General features: G+C 59.2%; 7 protein-coding genes and 1 pseudogene. 3 read left to right on the forward strand and 5 right to left on the reverse strand.

All coding sequences use genetic code 11. The features are described from left to right. The first annotated feature begins 988 nt into the window (after nucleotides 1-988). The 3 genes from BLQ92_RS00830 to BLQ92_RS00840 are packed head-to-tail and all read left to right on the forward strand — an operon-like array spanning nucleotide 989 to nucleotide 11,656. Nucleotides 989-4,909, forward strand: a complete 3,921-nt coding sequence (locus tag BLQ92_RS00830; RefSeq protein WP_090680595.1) for an NERD domain-containing protein kinase family protein — start codon at nucleotides 989-991, stop codon at nucleotides 4,907-4,909. After that, nucleotides 4,906-6,741 carry a methylation-associated defense system protein MAD7 family protein gene (locus BLQ92_RS00835; protein ID WP_090680597.1) on the forward strand — a complete coding sequence of 612 codons (1,836 nt, stop codon included), beginning with the start codon at nucleotides 4,906-4,908 and terminating at the stop codon, nucleotides 6,739-6,741. Before BLQ92_RS00830 ends, BLQ92_RS00835 begins: the two co-directional genes overlap by 4 nt. Further along, nucleotides 6,728-11,656: an ATP-binding protein gene (locus tag BLQ92_RS00840; RefSeq protein WP_090680600.1), complete on the forward strand. Its 4,929-nt coding sequence runs from the start codon at nucleotides 6,728-6,730 to the stop codon at nucleotides 11,654-11,656. Before BLQ92_RS00835 ends, BLQ92_RS00840 begins: the two co-directional genes overlap by 14 nt. Nucleotides 11,657-12,240: 584 nt before the next feature. Here the strand turns inward: BLQ92_RS00840 and BLQ92_RS00850 are convergent. The 5 genes and pseudogenes from BLQ92_RS00850 to BLQ92_RS00870 form a co-directional block, all read right to left on the reverse strand. Next, nucleotides 12,241-12,461 (reverse strand): annotated as a pseudogene (locus BLQ92_RS00850) (transposase domain-containing protein); the annotation flags it as partial. Next, a complete protein-coding gene (locus BLQ92_RS00855) occupies nucleotides 12,458-13,339 on the reverse strand; it encodes a hypothetical protein (RefSeq protein ID WP_090680602.1) in 882 nt (293 codons plus the stop codon). The gene BLQ92_RS00855 and the pseudogene BLQ92_RS00850, both read right to left, overlap by 4 nt. Before the next feature lie 66 nt (nucleotides 13,340-13,405). Further along, nucleotides 13,406-14,584 (reverse strand): restriction endonuclease subunit S, encoded by a 1,179-nt coding sequence (locus BLQ92_RS00860; RefSeq protein ID WP_090680604.1) that lies wholly within the window; start codon nucleotides 14,582-14,584, stop codon nucleotides 13,406-13,408. Next, a complete protein-coding gene (locus BLQ92_RS00865) occupies nucleotides 14,581-16,125 on the reverse strand; it encodes a class I SAM-dependent DNA methyltransferase (protein ID WP_218133026.1) in 1,545 nt (514 codons plus the stop codon). Before BLQ92_RS00865 ends, BLQ92_RS00860 begins: the two co-directional genes overlap by 4 nt. Before the next feature lie 104 nt (nucleotides 16,126-16,229). Continuing rightward, the gene (locus tag BLQ92_RS00870; protein WP_090680610.1) at nucleotides 16,230-18,371 is read right to left on the reverse strand and encodes a DEAD/DEAH box helicase family protein; all 2,142 of its coding nucleotides are present in this window, start codon (nucleotides 18,369-18,371) and stop codon (nucleotides 16,230-16,232) included. Between the last annotated feature and the right edge of the window lie 461 nt (nucleotides 18,372-18,832).

Below are 18,832 nucleotides of genomic sequence, written 5' to 3' on the forward strand. Positions count from 1 at the left end.
TAAAAGCGGAGGATCGAACTCCCGACCGCGATACAGGTAACCGTCGCCCGAATTGAGAAGACGAAGATGCCCCCAAAAATGCCCCCAACTTTGCTTCCCTGCCCCAACTTATCCGCCACGCTCCGGGGCACATAGAACGTTTTCAGATAGCATCCGCGTTAGGGCTGTGCCCCCGCAGCAAAACTCGTAAGACTCTTAATCTGTAGGTCGAGTGTTCGATTCACTCACGCCCCGCCAAAGAAATCAAGCACTTAGCCTAGGCATTGCGACTGGTGCTTTTTGCTTCCTGGCATCCGTGTAACCGCCGTGTAACCGGATTCGGTCAATTTGTCAGCCGAGTCTCTCTACGCTATCACTCCAGCAACGCGAAGACTTTCGCCGTCGCGATGCAGTTGGCGCCCATAGCTTTTCGCGCGGTCCTCAGTCGGTTGATCTGAAGTGCTCTCGATTCCGGTATGAACGGCTTGCGACGATCCCCACCGCCGCAATCCCGCGCTCGACGAAAGAATTCTTTTGTATGGCCGATAACCACCAAGGGGGCCTGGTCAGTACATGGCCGGGGTGGTCTCCTCCATAGCCATAGATTTCTCGGCAAAAAATCCAATCGTTACAGACGTTATTATTTAGTCGCCTCCTTAATCGCACACTCTTATACTTGTCGTGCACAGAGCAACATCGCGCGGCTGAAATTCCGACCAGACGGTGACGATTTGCCCGCTGCGCTGTAAGACGCGATGTCGTTGTTGGATTGCGCACTGCACTTGGTGCTTGAACTCTTCACATTGCGCGGGTATCCGGCAAGTTGTGTTCCAAAGGGTGCCCGCTTTCGGGTTACTTGTAGGGCAGCAACGGTCGGGGGCTGCTGGTCACGACAAACAGCAAGAGGCCAGAAGCTGACGCGCGACAATCGCGGCCCGGGTTACACCGACCCAAGACAGCACATATAAAAGGGGGCAAAGAAGTGCCAGTTCGCCACATACCATGCGGGATGCCTGTCAACGAAAGTGAATGCAAAGCCATCGAGCTATTGAAATCTAAGTTGCAGTCCCATGCTGACAGCTGGGTAATGCTGTCGAATCTTCATCATCATTCTCACGCAGCACGACTGTCCGATGAGATTGATCTGGTCTTGATCGGTTCGCGGGGCGTGATCGTGTTGGAGATCAAGCACTGGGACCTTGGCTATATCAAGTCCAACGCGATAACGGCGGACGCGGAGGCTGAGCGCATTAACGATAAAGCTAAACGAATCGCGGGCAAACTTCGGAAGGGCGGCAGAGAGAGCGGTTTTGTCACGGCCAAAATGCTACTGACCGCCGGAGGCACCGGTGTCAGCGGTGGCCAACGGCAACTCATTCGTGGGGTTCCTGTATTTGGCCTTTCTGAATGGAAGGAATTGATCGAAACTCCCGGCGTGGCAGTCTTCACGCGGCAGCAGAGTGAGGAAGCGGCGCGACTCATCGAACCTCATAGCAAGCCGGCACTGACGGGGCAGCTTAGACAATTTGGCGGACTCATCAGCCTCGAAAAAATCAGCCCGACCACCGAGTCGTTTCATCGGGTTTACCGGGGACAGCACCCCAGCCGACGCGACAAGGTCGTCTTGCACCTGTTTGACCTGTCAGCCAGCAGCGAAAAGCAGCCAAAAGACCTCGCGCGGCGTGAGTTTGATGTGATCCAGCAATGGCAAAAATCCCCCTTCGTGCCCAGCCTGCTGGATTCGTTTCAGGAAGCAGAGCAATACCCCGGAGAGCTGTGTTATTTCTCCCTTGTAGATTCCGATGCGCCGACCTTGATAAAGCGAAGTGAAGATGAAGAGTGGAGCCGCGATGAACGGATCCGCTACACACAAGACGCCCTGCGCGCCGTGCATGGTTTCCATTACCCCGAGGATTCGCAGCTACCCGCACTCGTGCATCGTAATATCACTCCGGAAACACTGCGTGTTCGACACAACGGCAAGCCCTTGTTCACGGGCTTTAGCTTTTCGCGCATCGCAGATGCACAGACAATCTCGCCCACTGATGCCCAACATTCGGTAGATCAATGGGCCGCCCCCGAGGTCCGCCGTGGTGGGCTTCCATCGGCAGACGCCCGTTCGGACGTCTACTCACTCTGCAAATCTCTGAGTATTTTATTTGCTGGTGACACCAATGCCGACTGCGAGGCCAGAACTTTACTGAGTATGGGCTGTGAGGAAAATGCTCAGAAGCGTGTGTCGCCGTTGGAGCTGGCGTCGGCCCTGGAATGCCACACATCCCCAGGTCCCAAAGCCAACAGCCCGCAACTCCCCGCCGCGGAGTTTTGGGACGAAGGTACGGTAGTGCCTTTTCAAAGCACGCGCTACAAGATTGTTAGCCGTCTCGGCAAGGGTGGGATTGGACAGACCTTTAAGGTGGTGGAACTGGCAGCAAACTCCGACGAACGTTTCGGAACCTACGTCGCCAAGGTCATTCAACATGAGGCAGATGCTATCGTCGCGCTGCACGCCTACCGAAAGGTGCGTGCTTACACCATACATCGCAATCTTTCTGCGTTGCACGAAATCGCTCCCGCATGGGAAGGGAATCGCTTTGTCGCCCTGCTGAAATGGGTTGAAGGTGTGCCGCTTCATGACCTGACCGGTGTGCTTGAGATATATCGCGAGGAACTGGCAGAGCCATCGGTCGAGGCACTAGCCCTACGCTGGGTGAAAGACCTGTGCGCGGCACTTTGGCAACTGCACCAAGTACGGCTGGTGCATGGCGATGTCAGCCCACGCAATATCATCGTGGAAGGCGGCAACGTGGTGCTGACCGATTACGATACCGTTGCCGATCAGGCCAGCGTGCCGCGCACGCATCATGCCTGGTATGCCAGTGATTCAGTGGAAGCACGCGCGGCCATCACGACCAGTGATGATCTGTTCGCGCTTGCCGCGTGCTTCTTTCACGTGATTTTTGATCGCGAGCCTTTTTTGTTTGGGGCCATACGCCGCAAGAATCAGGGCCTCAACTGGGAAAACATCGAGGCTGCCGAAATACCGCAGCTGCGGAAATTTCTGGATCGGGCCACCCATCCCAACCCACAACAACGCTTCTTGGATGCGCGTGACGCGTTGTCGTTCCTGACCGCCGAGGTGAAGACCGGTGGACCCAGCTCAGTGACACCCTCGCCGCCCCTCACTACCTTGAGCGCTCAAGTCGTTGACCGGCTCAATGACTTGCTGAGCGCCTATCCAGGCTCGCGCTACGGCAATGCAGAGACACGCGGCTTGGACTCTGACTTTGCCGCGCAAACCTATGTGGAAACCGGACTGGATCAGGCACTAAAGCAGGATGTTCAGGCCGCTAACGTGGATTTGATCGTGCTCTTCGGTAACGCTGGCGACGGCAAGACCGCGTTCCTGCAAAACCTCGCGAAGGAAGTCAGCGGCGATCTTATCCCATCGCAACAGCGCCTATGCGAAAGGCGGCTTGAAGCCGGACGCATGTTCAAGGTCAATCTTGACGGCTCGGCGGCATATCAGAATCAGAGTGCTAACCAGATTCTTGAAGCGTTCTTCAAACCCTTCCACACCTTGGCCCCCACGCACAATTCCACTCATGCCATCGCCATCAACAGCGGAAAGATGTTGGAGTGGTTAGACGAGCGCGACGACGACACCCCTTTCACCGAGCAGTTACGCGACTCGCTGTTTGGCTCCGAACGCAATTTCAAGGGGTCCCCCAACCCGCGCCTGCGCCTAATTGACCTCAATCACCGCTCACTGGTTGGCGGCATCAACGAAGGGAAGATCAGCACGCAGTTTTTGGATGCGTTGCTGGATCGCTTTCTGGGCACCCAGCTCAAACAAGACCCTTGGTCGGTCTGCGCTTCGTGTTCGGCGCAACATCGGTGCAGTGCGCGAGCCTCTATTCTGGAATTGCGCGACGCCCAACATGGCGCGCGCCTGCGGCGACGACTGGCCGATGCCCTACAAGCCTGCCACCTCCGCGGTGAAATCCACATCACCGCGCGTGAACTGCGCGCGGCCCTCGTGTTTATTTTCTTCGGTGTGCATGACTGTCAGGAACTGCATGACAACCCGGAACTCACGCCGGCACCCTACTGGGATCGAGTCTTTGCGGCTGAAGGCCCCGCCAGCGCCCAGCGGCAAGGTGAGTTGCTCAAGGAACTGGCTCGCTTCGACCCCGCACTCGACGCCAACCCCATCGTAGATAGGCAATTACTCGCGCAGCATGCAGCAGCTGTGCCGGGCACAGCGGATCGTCTGGCCTCAGCCCGCCGTCGCGCCTACTTCGAGTGGAGCGAGGCGGACTTCGCGCAGTTGCAGCTCTCTTCCGATGCGCTGCCACTGCACGGCGCACAGCATTTGGATCGCTTTCGTCTCGTGCCCCTAATGAGTGAACAAGAGCAACAGACGCTTTGCCACGCGCTGTGTCAAGGCATTGCGCGCCTAGAGAATTTGCCGGATCTGGCACACACCCGCTCCGAGGGGCTTCCATTGCGCCTTACCCCGCGCACGCCCACCGACAGCGCCTTCTGGGTGTTCAAGCCCTGGGCGCGGTTCACGCTTACTGCGCCGCTGCCCCCCGCGACGCAAGGGCTCGAAGTGCTGCACACGCATCTGGTGCTCACGTATCGCTATGCCAATGGCAGCGAAGAGCACCTTCCTATCGGCCTTGAACTGTTCCATCTGCTGCTTGAACTCAAGGATGGGATGCAGCTTTCGGGCATAGGACAGGAAGGTGTATTCGCCCATCTGGAAATCTTTGTACAGCGTTTGGCGCAGGAAGACAGCCGCGAACTTTGGGGCTGGCACCCGGAGGCCGATTCAGAGGTGATGCGGCTGCGGATTAGCTTGCAAGACGGTCGGCAAACGCTGATTCGTGAGCTGGCTCCTCAACTGATCCGGGAGCGCGCATGAGCAAGACCGCAAAGACCATTGTGGAAGATGTTCTGAGCCCGGCGCGCACACGGGAGCTCTGGACAGCCAATTACCTGCCTGCGCTTCCATTCACTCCGCAGGGCTTTGAGATCGGTGCCTTGCTCCCGGCCATGCTCTACATGGCTCGCTGGGGGCACCGACGCGGCAAGGGCGCATTCCGTGAGACCTTCGGACTGTTGAAGGACGGCAATCCCCAGCCCCCCAGCACGCAGGATGTCGCCGCGGGCCTGCTGAGTAAGCATCCGCAGGGCTTCGTCGGATTTGAGGATAAAACCGGGCTGGCCCAACTAGCTGATCTGCTGCTGAGCTATTGTCTGGAAAACAAGGGGCATGAGGAAGGGCATGAATCGCCAGTGCAGCGCATCTTTGCCACCCATTACCTGTCTAGCCATGTGGACTTGCCGGAATCGGTAGCCCATCTACGTGGGGTGCCGGAATTGTTGACCGCCTTGCTCTCGTGGACCGGACACGGCGAATACATCGAGCCCGGCAATAGCGGGCTGGGCCGGTTTGTCGTAGGTGATGGCTTTCAGAGTAACCCTCTTCTGAAGCTATTTGCACGACATATGTCAGTGCGCGGCACTCGCGTCTCTGATCTGGGTTCTGACAACTTTGACGAAGCTGCTGCCGACGATCTGGGCATCGACGAACTCTTGGCAGCGCGCATTGCACAAGCCTGCGGTCATGCCCCTGAAAAAGCGAGGGGAAGGGGAGAGACGGATCGCATCCCGAACCGCTGGCCGATAGCCGATGCCGCCGCCAAGCACCTGCGCGGAGACCTGATGAGCTTCATTGAAGTGTATGGGCAGCAGATGCCGCGACAGGCGTTCTTGCCGATGCTGGAGGCGGGTATCGCGTTGGGTTTGACCAACATTCTGCTCAGCACCACGACCTGCCTGTTTGAGTGGGAACGTTGCGGGAGGGTGCCGAGAGAAAAGGACGGCAGTCAAGCGCCTTGGTCACTTTTTGTGGATGCCTCGCTTGGGCAAGACAAGGCGTTGCGCGGTGTGTCGGAGTCAGTGATGTCGGAATGCGCCGCTCGCTACGAGCGGGTGCCGGTAATTCTGATGCAAATTCGCCTACTGGACGAGCGCGCCCGCTTTGACCGTAAGCTGAAAAGCGAACTTCCGTCGCCTTTTCCGGATGCACGTCCCCGGCTGGATTTGCTCGGAGCATTGCTACACGAGCGCCATGAGCGCGCAGATTCGATCCTGAAAGACCTTGATGAAAATTGCCAACGTCTGGCCGAAGCACTCACTGCTGCGGAGGAAGCATCAGGAACGGTGGAAACACTCCAAGTCACAAGCAGCGGTGTTGTCCAGCGGCTGGCGCAGGCCTTGGTGGATTTGATTGGGGACAAACAGCAAGGTTCGAACTTCCGCAAAGCCCTCGACGATTCGCTGATGACCGACCGCCCCAACGGCCTCGCCATTAAACGTCGCGTCCAGCGCACTGAAGACGGACGCAAGAGGTCCGTGGACTTGCGCGCCATCGTGCTGACCAACCCTATGCTGGATTTCCTAGTGCATCGGCATTTACGTAAAGACGGCAAAGGCCAGCCGGAACAGGTGCTCTCACTCAAGAAGTTTCTTGAAATCCTGCGCCTTCGCTACGGCCTTTACGTTGATCGCGAGCCGCCCGGCATCTCGGTGCCGCAAGACCTATTGCGCGCTAACAAACTGTGGCTGGAACGTCGCCTGCGGGATCTCGGCCTGCTGGTCGGGGTCAACGACGCTGAATCGATGAAGCAGCTACGCCCTCGCTTTGAGGTATCGACCGTGATGGAAGGAGAAGCAGATGCCGCTGCCTAGCAATGCCACACCGCTCTTGGCGAATGCGTTCAAGAAGCTACTGGGCCGCGCGACAGCCGGGAGCATGGCGTTTGTTCGCTGCTTGCCCGCCGAAGCGGTCATTGCATTGGCGGCTGATCCGCTGTTCGATGTGGCGCCCTGGAAAGTCGCTGCCGTTACCGATCACGCCGATGCGGCAACGCGCAGAATCACTGCGGATGTGGCTGTGGAATGGCGTGAAGACAAGGCCGACCCGGTGTTGTTGCTGGTAGATACTGAGACTGCCGGCGCCGGGATGGACGGCATCTACAGTGCAGCGCGCGAACTGGCCGAACCGCAATTGTTCGACACCTGCCTTCGGCTAGCGCACGAGAGCGTGCCTTATGGTTGTAAGCGTTTTGCCGAAGCGGCGCGAAAAAAGGCGCGGCGGACTGCGCGCAACCAATCGCTTTCGCCTTGGCAGGAGTTTTCCTACCTCTGCCGAGCCCGAGCGGGGCAGCACCTGCTGGGAGAAGCCCTGCCCGAGCTGGGTCTGTGGCCTATAGATACCGAAGAACAGGTGGAGGAAGAGGACATCGACCGCGCGGCCCGACTGGTGGAGCGCTTACTGCCGCGTCAGGGCAGCCGACTCTCCCCCGACGCCCGCGTCGCCGCTTTGCAACTACCCAACGAACAGGCGGATGACGCCCGCGAATTGGTGAAGTTCTTGAGCGAAGCCGAGCGCCTCACTCGCCTGGATGCCCTGAAGTTGTTGGAATCCAAAGAAAATCTATGGATCAACCGATTGCAGCCAGGAGTGTTTGAAACCCAGTCGCTGCTAAGCATTAGCTGGGTTCCATGGCGCGGCAAGACCGGCAGACGGCTGAACTGGTCTGGGCTGACGGAGAACGCTGACCAGCGGCTGGAATTGCGCCTCAAGGCCGACTACGCCAACGGCGATGACCCCAAGGATCGCGCCCGATTGGAAGTGCGTTGGAAATCAGACCCGGCGAGCTTGCCCAAGGGTGCCGTGGATTATCAGATTGAGATTCGCGCCGGCAACGATGTGCTGGCCGAAAAAGCTATTAGCCATGCAACTAAGCCTGATCAGCGCTGCGTATTCGTGCAGGACGACTTCGTCGAGTTGGATGAGAATTCGCGTTTCGAAGCGCAGGTCCTGATCCGCGCGCTGGCGGGTGATGGTGGCGAAGCGGACGACAGCCCCTACCGTGCCGTTAGCGAGGAGTTCGTAATTTGTTTTGGCGAGCGCGAAGCTGCCACCAAAAACAGCACTGGCACGGTGTATCCCACACTGGCCTTGGCCGTTGTGCAGATCGCGCCCGATGCAGCGGCATTCGACGTTATCGCCCGGAGCATCAGCAGCGTACAGGTATTCAGTCGCGACAAAAAGGGCTTCATAACGTGTCGACATGAAGGCAAGTCGGCGCGGGTGCTGTGCCCCAATTTGCTTCTCGACTTAGCGAACGACTGGGCGACACATGGCGGTGTGCCCGGCCGCTGGAGGGTGCGGGTGCGTGCCGATGGTACCGCTGCGGCCAAGCCGGATTTTCTCAAAATTGAGTTGGGTGTAGATGCAGGTGGCGAACGGTTTTCGCAAATTTCGACCGCATTCTGTAGATGGCTGGCGCAGTCCAGCAACGGGCCGCTCGCGGTGCTCTACTCTGACCAGAAGCTAGTGACGGATTACGTGAATGCCGCCACGGCCTGGTGGGAGACAGCCGCGCCGGAGGTTGCTTTGATGCATACGCTTGAAGTGATGAACGTGGCGGACCAGCGGATTGGTTTGATCGTGTTGCCCACACATCCGCTCCGTGTGGCTTGGCAACAAGGGTTCGACATGCTTGCTTTTCAGCATTGTTACGACGGAGGCGTCAAGCCCGCGCGAGTAGCCAAGCTCTTGTCTGCGTTATCCGGTTCGCAATATCCCGCCATGCTGCCGGGCCTAGAAGGCGGGCCGCCCTTTACATATGCGGACAGCTTGGGCTTCCATGCGGTGGCGATGACCACCGTGGATGATGCTGAGCCCAAAGCAACGGTCGCCTTACTATCTCGACTCTTGGCCGACGGCGACGCGCAGGACGAAGAATGGGTGGCGCCCTCCGTGGGCAAAAGCGCGGCAGACCTCTTGGGTGGGGAAATTGCAAGCTATCTGACGCTGCACCCCGATACACGACGGGTTGCTTTGCACGCCCTGCGTCCGGGGGACGGCATGTCGGTGGCAAGGGCTTTGGGGGCGGCGCTTCGCCGTGTGGAACGGTCCGACGATGTGGAAGATCAGGAATCGCTGAACGAGCTCGGCAAACGAGCTTTCCAGCTTGATCTGTATCCCGCAGATGCAGGACGGCATTCCTGTGGTCAATTTCTTTCGACTACTGCCGCGCGTCGTCGGAGCGGAGCGGGTTCTGTCCCAGAGGCAGATCGCTGGCTGTTGGAGAGCGTCCGTCGTCCGGGTGATGTAACCCTGCCTCGATTGGCTTGGGCACGCCGCACAGTCTCGGTGCCCCAAACGCCCGCGCACTTGGCGCTTGCGTTTGATTTTTTATCAAGCCGACTCGAATGTCGACCCGTCGAGTGCCTCACTAAAGGGTTGTTAGAGGTGCACGGCCTGGCGCTAACACCCGAACGCTTGTTTGAGCCCAAGCCGATTCCGCGCTGGATTTCGGTGGTGCCGACCAACCCAGACGGCGAGAAACACCCGGCCAACAGGGTGTATTCCGAGCGTCTCGTCAAGGCGCACTCTGCGCTGATGAAGGCGGTTGCACGCAATCTGGGCGGCGGCCCAGATGATTGGCCAGTATTGGTGACGGAGGTCACTCCCGATCAGGAAGATGCGCTCGCCCGCTTGCATCACCTGTGCGATTGGGTCGTATCAGTGGACCGCCACGCTGGGGCAGAGTATTTCGATTCGCCACGCGATTTGCCACGTTCATACGACGCATACCTGATCGACTGCGTCCCAGAGCGCGACGATCTCGGGTTTCTGCAACTGATTACCTCGACCAGCTCGCTGGACGAAATCAGACGTTTGCTTGACGCCGCGCTAGGCGAGATGGGGCTTTCCAGCAGCCCAAAAAATTGCGAGCTACTGCTGAATGCCTTGAAATCGCTCAGCGGGCGCTTGGCACTGCGTCTGACCACCGCCGGCACTACGATTCCGGAGTTGGTGGCACTTGCCATGGTGCAGAATCATTGCGCCAGTGCCGATGAAGCCGACGCCACCTTCCCGTCTTTGCGCAGTGGATTTTTTGTGCCGTTGGACGATGTCCCTGAACTGCTGAAAGGCGTGGGCGAAACTCGACCTGACACTGCTCAACGCGCTGATTTGCTGTATGTGACAACTGCCAGCAAACGCGGCGGCATCCGCTTTAGCCTGGTGGAAGTGAAGTTTCGGCGTTATCTGAAGACTGCGCGCAGCACCGATGTAACCGATGCCATCACGCAACAACTCGAAGCCTCGGGCAAGCAGTGGGAGGCACTCTATGGTCAAACAACGATGCCACTGGAAAAGACCATTCAACGTGCGCGGTTGGCAAGGGTGCTGCGCTTTTACTTGCACAAGGCCAGACGCCATGATCTATCACAAGAAGCCGCTGAGCGTATAGGTGTTGAGATTGATCGCTTGAGCAAGGAGGCGGCGAGCTACGAACTGATCAGCATGGCTGAGCAAGCCCGCCCCAGCATCGGTTTCGTGCTGTGCCCCGAATACACAGCACCGGAAGCAACGCGTATCGACGCAGATGGCAAAACGGAAATTTGGCTATTCGGGCCACGAGCCTTGCAAGTGCCGTCGCGCACGCCGCCCGGCGATCAGGCGACTTCAGCTCTGCACCATACGACGCCGACTGCAGCAGGTTCCTCGCCGATGGCTGAGACTGCCGAGCCACGCACTATCCCGTCCAACGGAGCCCACATCGTTCTAGGCGAGCAACTATCGAACGAGGAAAAGGTGATCTGGCAAGTGAGCACCCAAGGCAACCCGCACCTGCTCATCGTCGGCTTGCCCGGCATGGGCAAAACCACCTGCCTGATTGAACTTTGTCGTCAGTTGGTGGAAGCAAGGATCGCTCCGATTGTGTTCTCGTACCACGAAGATATAGATGAGAAGCTTGATGCCCTGCTGCCGGGAAAACTCAAGGCGGTCAACTACGCAGGCTTGGGCTTCAACCCCCTCCAGGTAGTCGGCTCAAGCCCGCTCGCCTACATGGATAACGTCGCGACGCTGCGAGACATTTTTGCCACCATCTTTCCGGACTTGGGCGATGTGCAGCTCGGGCGTATTCGTGAAGCGCTCAAGCAAAGCTATACCGATCGAGGGTGGAGCAACTCTAGCAGTGGAACCATTCCACCATTCAGCGCCTTTTTTGACATCCTTCGGGCGGAGGTCAAACCGGATAAAGGGGTCATGTTGCGCCTGAACGAGCTAGCCGATTACGGCTTTTTTTCGTCTACCAGCGGCAACGCCAGCCTCCTCGACGCCAATGACGCCGCCATCGTCAAGATCCACGGGACGCAGAACGAACTCTTGCAAAGAGCCTTCGCCTCTTTCGTGTTGCACAACCTGTATCAAACCATGTTCAGGCGTGGCCCGCAGGACCGAATTACTCACGCCATTGTGTTCGACGAAGCACACCGGGCAGCCAAGCTCAAGCTGATCCCAACTATGGCCAAAGAGTGCAGGAAATTTGGTTTGGCTCTAGTCGTGGCTTCGCAGGAAGTAAAGGACTTCGACGATTCGATGTTTACCGCCGTGGCCAGTTATCTGGCGTTAAGAGTCAACGAATCCGATGCCAAGAAAATGGCGCGAGTGATGGCACCCTCCGACAAAATCGCGTTGTATGCGGACCGGATCAAGCAAACGGAAAAGTACACGGCGTGGTATCTAACTGAGGGAATGAAGGCACCAGTGAGTACCAAACTTTCTACGCTCAAGTCGTAGCTTGCTCGCGACTTTCTCACGGAGCCTTTGGATTCGAGTCCAAGTTTTATCCTGTGACGCCGCGCACCTAGACGTAAGCGCCTCGCTTGGACCGTTCGGTTTTTTCTGGACGAGGCGGTGCGAAGCGGGACACGCTATCTCCTTTGAGCATTTTGCGTTACCCGGTAACGAGTTCGGATATATCGTTATCGGGCAACAACGACGTGTAGAAACCCATGGCACAAACAACAGCTGAGCGGCAGGCCGCCTTCCGGGCAACGCGGACGACGGCTGGAAGCGACGGCAATGGGGAGCGGCGGCTTGATATGTGGATGACCTCTGAAGCTGGAGCCGCTGGTAGTGCGGGCGGACGCGGCGATCGTGCGCAGGCTCGATCCGGACTCAGCAGAATGGGATGCCTACTTCCAGGTTACCCGGTAACGCACCAGCGTTACCGGGTAACGAACTGCTTTCCCGGGTACGGTCGGCTGCCCGGCTCGGCGCACGTGAGCCATACCGGGTAATCGAGGGATGCTGTCTACCGCTGCCTTTCAACCAGTCGGAGTAGTAGGTTGGGATGCGTTCTGTAGGTCTGCGGCAACGCGTCAGGGCAGCAATTCGTCAACGCGGTTGATTGGATGATCGGCAATACAGGTCAGCACGTGGCATAGGTAAGCGCGCGGGTCGATGCCATTGAGTTTGCCCGACGCGATCAGCGAGTACATCGCCGCCGCCCGCTCGCCACCGCTGTCGGAGGCGGCAAAGAGGAAGTTCTTCGACCCAGGGCCACACAACGCGGCGCACTTTCGGCGATGTTGTTGTCTACGGTGCGCCCAGCAGCATGTTGTTGAGCGCCGTCTTGCTGGGGACCTCGTTCTCTGCGATCATCCGCACGAGCACCCGTTGCAGGATGTTGAACGTCTGAACGAGGTGCGTCGTGTTGTGCTTCGGTTTTCCGTGCGCCGCGGCGGACCGTTTGTCGTACAGGTCGAAAATCTCGCGTTGGAGGGCAAGCCGCGCTTCACCGGGCCGATGCACGTACGACGCGATGAGCACCGACACGCGGAACCGCAGTTCCGAGGTCGAGGGCGAGAACAGCGCCTCAAGCGCGCCCCACAGCGACACGAGCGTCAGCGCGTGATGCGGGACGAACGTGGACAGTTCAAACGCTTCCATCGCCAGGCGGAAGTCCGCGTGCGATGCCATCAGCGAAACCGCGTTCGACCAATGTTTGCGCACCCACTCGAGGTGCGCCGCGTCATTGCCGGGGTTCACCAGCGCCAGTTCGACGTATTGCTTCGTGGATTCGACGGGCGTGAGCCGGATCTCCTGATCCGGCATTGACGCAACCTCGGAAAGCGAATGGCTCGATTGAACGAGGAACCGGATGGTTGGATCGACGCAAAGCCGCAGCACGCTCGTGATCGTGCGCGCGACGTCGTACGGCGTCAGATCGCCGGGCGGTTTGTAACCGCTCGGGATGACCAGTTCCGCGTGAACGTCGAACCCGTCATGGCGGGTCATCGTCTTCCAAGGTGCCGGGTGGTGCTTGCCAGGCGCCTCGGGCGGGTTGAACGCCATCGTGTACGAACTCATCAGGTGCGCATACGTGCGACGCAGGACGAGACCCTGACCAAGGTCGACCTCGCACCGGTCGGGCGGCAGGTTCAGGCTGGTGAGCCCGGCGTAAAAGGCGGTGTTCATACTCGATGGTCGTGCGGTGTTTGTGCCGCCCGCGGTGTCATGGGTTGAACCCTTCCTAGGCAATTCCTAGGCAGGGAAACACTGTGCCATCAGAGCGCGGAACGCCGCCTCGGCTTTCTCGAGCGACCTGCGCTGCTGTGCCGCCAGATCGGCGAGCGCCTGGCATTGTTCTTCGAACGTCTTTTGCAAGTGCTCCGGCGGCACGGGAATGCGAAACGCCTTCAACTCTTTGCTATTGATGTTCGATTGGCCGATCGCGCCGCGCGCCGTCGCGAAAAGCACCCGTTTCATGTGCGCGGAGTTCATGAACGCCCACACGTAGGTCGGAGACACGATCGTCCGGTCCACACGAAGCCTGATGAAGTACGAGGCGAGGATGGCAGCGGTCGAACCGTCCCACAGCCCTGTCTTGCCTACAAGCTCTTTGCTGTTGGTACGGTTGAACAGGATGTCGCCTTCGAGCAGTTTGAACCGGTCGATTTCCTCCGGCGGAAGCGACACATATTTCAGATCACTGAGTTCGAGATCCCCTGCGTAGGTCACGTTGCCCATCCGGATCATCGGCAAGCCGACCTGCTCGCTAGACGACTTCGCGCTGCTGCCGTAGTCCGCCGCCGTGATGACGTCGCCGAGCGTGGACATCGGCCAATCCTTCGGATTGGTCGCCGGATCACCGAAGATCCCCGCAAAGGTCGCAGGTACAAGACCCGCCACAACGCGCTGCGCGTCTCTTCGCAGTCGCACAATGCCGTCCGCCCGCGAAAGCAAATCGACTATCTCGCGCTGCTTTGCTTCCGAACACATCGGGACCGGAAGGCTTTCCAGGAAGCCCGACCGCAAACTATGAACAGTCGCGCCTTTCTTGACGCCTTGCTGGATGGTGAATGTAGCGCGTGCGCGCAGGAACCAGTACACGTAGTCCGGATCGATCTTGCTAGCGTCAGGCGTCAGCGCCTTGATGTCCTGGTTGAACGCGAGGGGGCGTGCCGCCTGAGCCACGGGCAACGTGTGGGCGAGGATTCCGGAACGCACGACCACGAGAATCGTCTTCGCAGGAACGAGGCTCGTCGCCGAGTTCTCGATCGCTTCCGTCGTTATGTGGTCCGCAGCATCCTGAATCAGGCTGCTCTTCATGTCCTTTGGTGACACCCAAGGAATGTCGCCCAGCCAGAAGGCGGCGTTTGCCTTGCTTGGGGTGCCGCCGTGCCGGATGGCGCACAGGTCTCGCAACGGCTGGGTGGTCATCGAATGAACTCCGCCCACGCCGTGCTCAGTGCCTGAACCTCCTCGACGATCTCGTTTTCTAGCGCCGCCAGTTCGTCAAGCAGTTCCTTCGGATCGCGATGCGCGACGGCCGTGTGGCTCTGCGGACGGTATTGCCCCGCCGACAGTTTGAACTCATTGGCGCGGAGGGTCGCTTCGTCAGCGAACCACCACTTCGCCCCCCACTCATTCCCCTCGCCACGATTCTGCCACTCGGTGAGCTTCGCATCCCGATCGCGGAATACGTTCGCCAGGTTGGGCAGGTCGTCGGCCTCAATGGGAACGTCGTGATTCGCGTCCATTTTGTAGCCGTCGTTGTCCGCGTGCATGAACAGGACGTTCTCCGTTCGGCCGCCCTTTCGGAAGAAGAGCACAGACGTCTTCACGCCGGAATATGGCTGGAAGACACCGCCCGGCAATGACAGGACCGCATCGACACGGTTGTTCTCGACCAGTTGGCGCCGCAGTTCCTTGTGCGCGCCGGTCGAACCGAACAACACGCCTTCGGGGACGATGACACCGCACCGGCCACTGGGGCGCAGGCTGTCGATCATGTATTTCAAGAAGAGCAGTTCGGTCGCCGTGCTGCTACCAACCTTCACGTCTTCGACCACCCGGTCCTTGTCCACCCGACCGGCGAAGGGTGGGTTGGCGAGGATCACGTGATAGCCGTCCTCCGGCAGACCCAGCGCCTCCTTTTGCTCGCGCTCGATGGTCGTCGTCAGCACGTTCCGAAGCCGTACCCGCACATTGGGCAGACCGCGCAAGATCAGGTTCATCGTCGCGAGGTGGACCATCTTCGGATCGACGTCGTTTCCGTAGAAGGTGGCGTTCTGCAGAGCGGTGTTTTGCGCGATCGACAGACGGTCGCCCGCACCCCGCCGTTGCTGCTTGCCGTCCATCTCAACCGTCTCAATCGCATTGGGCGACGAGTTCGCCACACGGATGTGGTTGTAGGCGGCGACAAGGAAGCCGGCTGTCCCTGCCGCCGGATCGTAGACGGTTTCCCCGATCTTCGGATCCACCATTTCGGTGATAAGCCGGATCACGTGCCGGGGAGTGCGAAACTGACCCAGTTCGCCGGCCTGCTTGATCTGCCGCAGAACATGTTCGAAGAGGTCGCCCTTCGTGTCGGCGTCGGCCGCGTCAAGCCGCAAACCATCCACAAGGTTGATCACCTGCGTCAGGACGGTCGGGTCCGTGATGTTCAGTCGTGCGCCGTCCATGAAGTTGTGCGCCGCGCTTTCGCCCATTTCTGCGAAGAACGGAAACACCTCGTCGCGCAGGTAGCGTACGAGCGTTTCGCCGGACATTGCCTTTGCCCACACCGACCATTTGAAGCGATCGCGCGGAATGGTGTCCTTGCCTTCGTCGGCATTGAGCGGGTTCTTGACGATCCACTCGCCAGCGAACAGGCTCTGGTATTGACGTTTCAGAACGCGCGCTTTCTGCGCGTTCTCGGTGTCGATGCTTTCGATCAGGTAGAAGAAAAACAGGAACGACAGTTGTTCCGCGTTTGACACCGGATCCGGATAACCGCCACCGAATAGGTAATCTCGAATCTGGTCAATCGACCGCCGCATGTTCGGCGTTAATGGCATAGGTCCTACCTTGCGTATTGTTGAGGTTAGTGCGCGACCGGTTGGTCGCTTAGAGCGTCAGGAGCGCTCGAATCGTCGATGGGAAAAAGCGCGGCGTTGAGTGAGGCGATGAGGTTTTGTACTGCCTCGCTCGATCCGAAGACCCGCTCTGCCTCGCGCAGCCCCCCCATCTGCGAAAACGTGTGAAAAAGCGCAAAGTGTTCGGGGAACACCTCTGCGAGGCCGTCGGCGTTGGCGCGGATCTGCGCGCCGAGGATGCGCAGCCAGCGGTCCTGTTCTGCCGTCACGGTCTGCTGCAACCGCCACGCTTCGAAGCGGGCACCCAGTTCTTCGGCGCGCTGCCGCGAGGCCTCCGGGAACTGCATGTTCCCATCTTCGTCCATGGTGATCCACTCGCGCGTGGTCGGGTCGATGTGATCGTCCACGTCCAGCGACAGCAGGCGCGTCGGCTCGTACTTCTTCGTTTGCGGCGTCTTCGATACCACGATGCCGCCCTCGCCGACCGCATCCTCGTCGCCGTGGTACGCCACCACGCCCACGAAGTCGAAGATCGTGAAGACCGGCTTGTTCTTCGCCTTGCGGGTGCCGCGGCCGCGCATTTGCTGGTACAGGATCGCGGAACGCGTGAAGCGTGCGAACACTAGGTTCACTACGTCCGGGCAGTCAAAACCCGTGTCGAGCATATTGACCGACACAAGGATTTGCGGGAACTGCTCTTTCTTGAACCTCTTGATCTTCGCCATCGCGTCGACCGTATCGTCCGGCCCTGCGCCCGACACCACGTAATCGGCGATGCGCACGTCCGGCGACGGCTTTTTGTCCGCGAACTCGGCATCGAAGAGGTTCGCCAACGTCTCGGCGTGCTTCTTGTTGACGGCGAAAACAATGGTCTTGCCGATCAGTGGCATCCGCAGCACGCCCTTGTGGTCCGTGAAGCCGTTCTGCAACACGTCGCGGAACTCGCGGACGATCGCGCGGTTGCGTTCGGGAATCGTGAAACGGCGCTCGAGCGCGGCCGGGTCGATCATGATCGGGTCGCGGTTCGCAAACAGTTGCTCGAACTCGGCGGAGGTCTCGTCGTCCATCGCGGACCAGTCGAGATCCTTGCGATTCACTTCGAACCCGCCTTCCGCAGCCGTTTTCACGGTTTTCGCCGCGTAGACCTGATACGGCACGAGCCAGCCGTCCTGAATAGCGTCTTTCAGTTTGTACGAGAAGGTCGGCTTATCGACCTCGAAAAACCGCAACGTGTCCCGCACAAACTGCTTGTCTTCCTCGTCGGCCTGCGCGTCGTCGAGGTTGGCGACGCAGGGCGTGGCCGTCAGGCCGATCTGCACGCCATCGAAGTATTTGAGAATGCCGGACCACTGCCCATAGATGCTCCGGTGGCACTCGTCCGAGATGATCAGATCGAAGTAGCCGGACGAATACTCGGTGTAGACGTTGATCATGCTTTGCAACGTCGTCACGGTGATCCGCTTCTCGTCCTGGAACCGGCGGCCCGCGCGCAGGACGTACGCCGGGTAGTCCGTCAGGTGTTCCGCGAACGCGTCTTCCGTCTGTTTCGCCAACGGGATGCGGTCCACCAGGAACAGCACGCGCGTCACCGCGTTGGCCTCGAAGAGCCGTTTGATCAGGGCGGCTGCCGTCCGCGTCTTGCCGGTTCCGGTCGCCATTTCGACCAGCAACTTGCGCCGGCCCTGCTGCATTTCCTCGCAGAGCTTGTCGATGCCCTTGGTCTGATAATCCCGCTCCACGATCTTCTGGTCGATCGGCACGGACAGCAGGTCCTTGCGGACGGTCAGGCTCGCGAAGCGGCGTTCGAGATCGTCTTGCTTGAAAAACGTCTTCACCGGATGCGGGAAGGCTTGCTTCTGCCACTCCCAAAAGAGCACTTCGGCGCCGTTGGTCAGAAAGATGTACGGGACTTTCAGGTGCTCCGCGTAGCGCTTCGCCTGCGCCGCCGCGTCTGCTGGGTTCGTCGTGAAGCGCTTGGCTTCGACGACAGCCAGCGAACGCCCATGCCGGTCGCATAGAACGTAGTCGGCACGCGTGCCGTCCGGCATCACCAACTCGTACCGCACCTGCGTCGGGTCGGTGGTCTTCCAACCCTGATCCGCCAGCAGGGCGTCGATCAGCACCCGGGAAAACGCTTCGTTTGTTGTCATGTCCTTGAGCCGTTGGGACTTTTGTCTATTTTAAGGGTGCGCGTAACGGGGCGGTAAGATTTTTCCCTGTCGGCGGTCCGCCAGTGTGGATCGTCGGCAAATCCGGGACGGGTGTGCGAGTTGCGAGCGCGTGGTTTGCCGACTCTGAGGCCACTGGCGCTGCGATGCAGTCCGAGATAGGTCAGCGCGTCGCTGCCGACACCAAGAATTTCGCAACGGGAGGGGCTTTGATTCTTCGCTGCAGCCCGATCGAAGTGGCACCGGTGAGTTGGACTACCGGAGCGGCTGCAATTAATGCAAGAGCAGCCATTGGATGCTTGGGGTTCGAATGTCTGAAAAGGGAACTGAGCCGGATGCCATAGCCGCATACCGGCCACCAGTCCCGATTCAAAATAAAAATAGACCTACATCACCCCACCGAGCGCGGCTGCAGCCTGTCGCTCCGCCACTGCAATTTCTCA

Source organism: Paraburkholderia phenazinium (genome assembly GCF_900100735.1).
GTDB lineage: Bacteria > Pseudomonadota > Gammaproteobacteria > Burkholderiales > Burkholderiaceae > Paraburkholderia > Paraburkholderia phenazinia.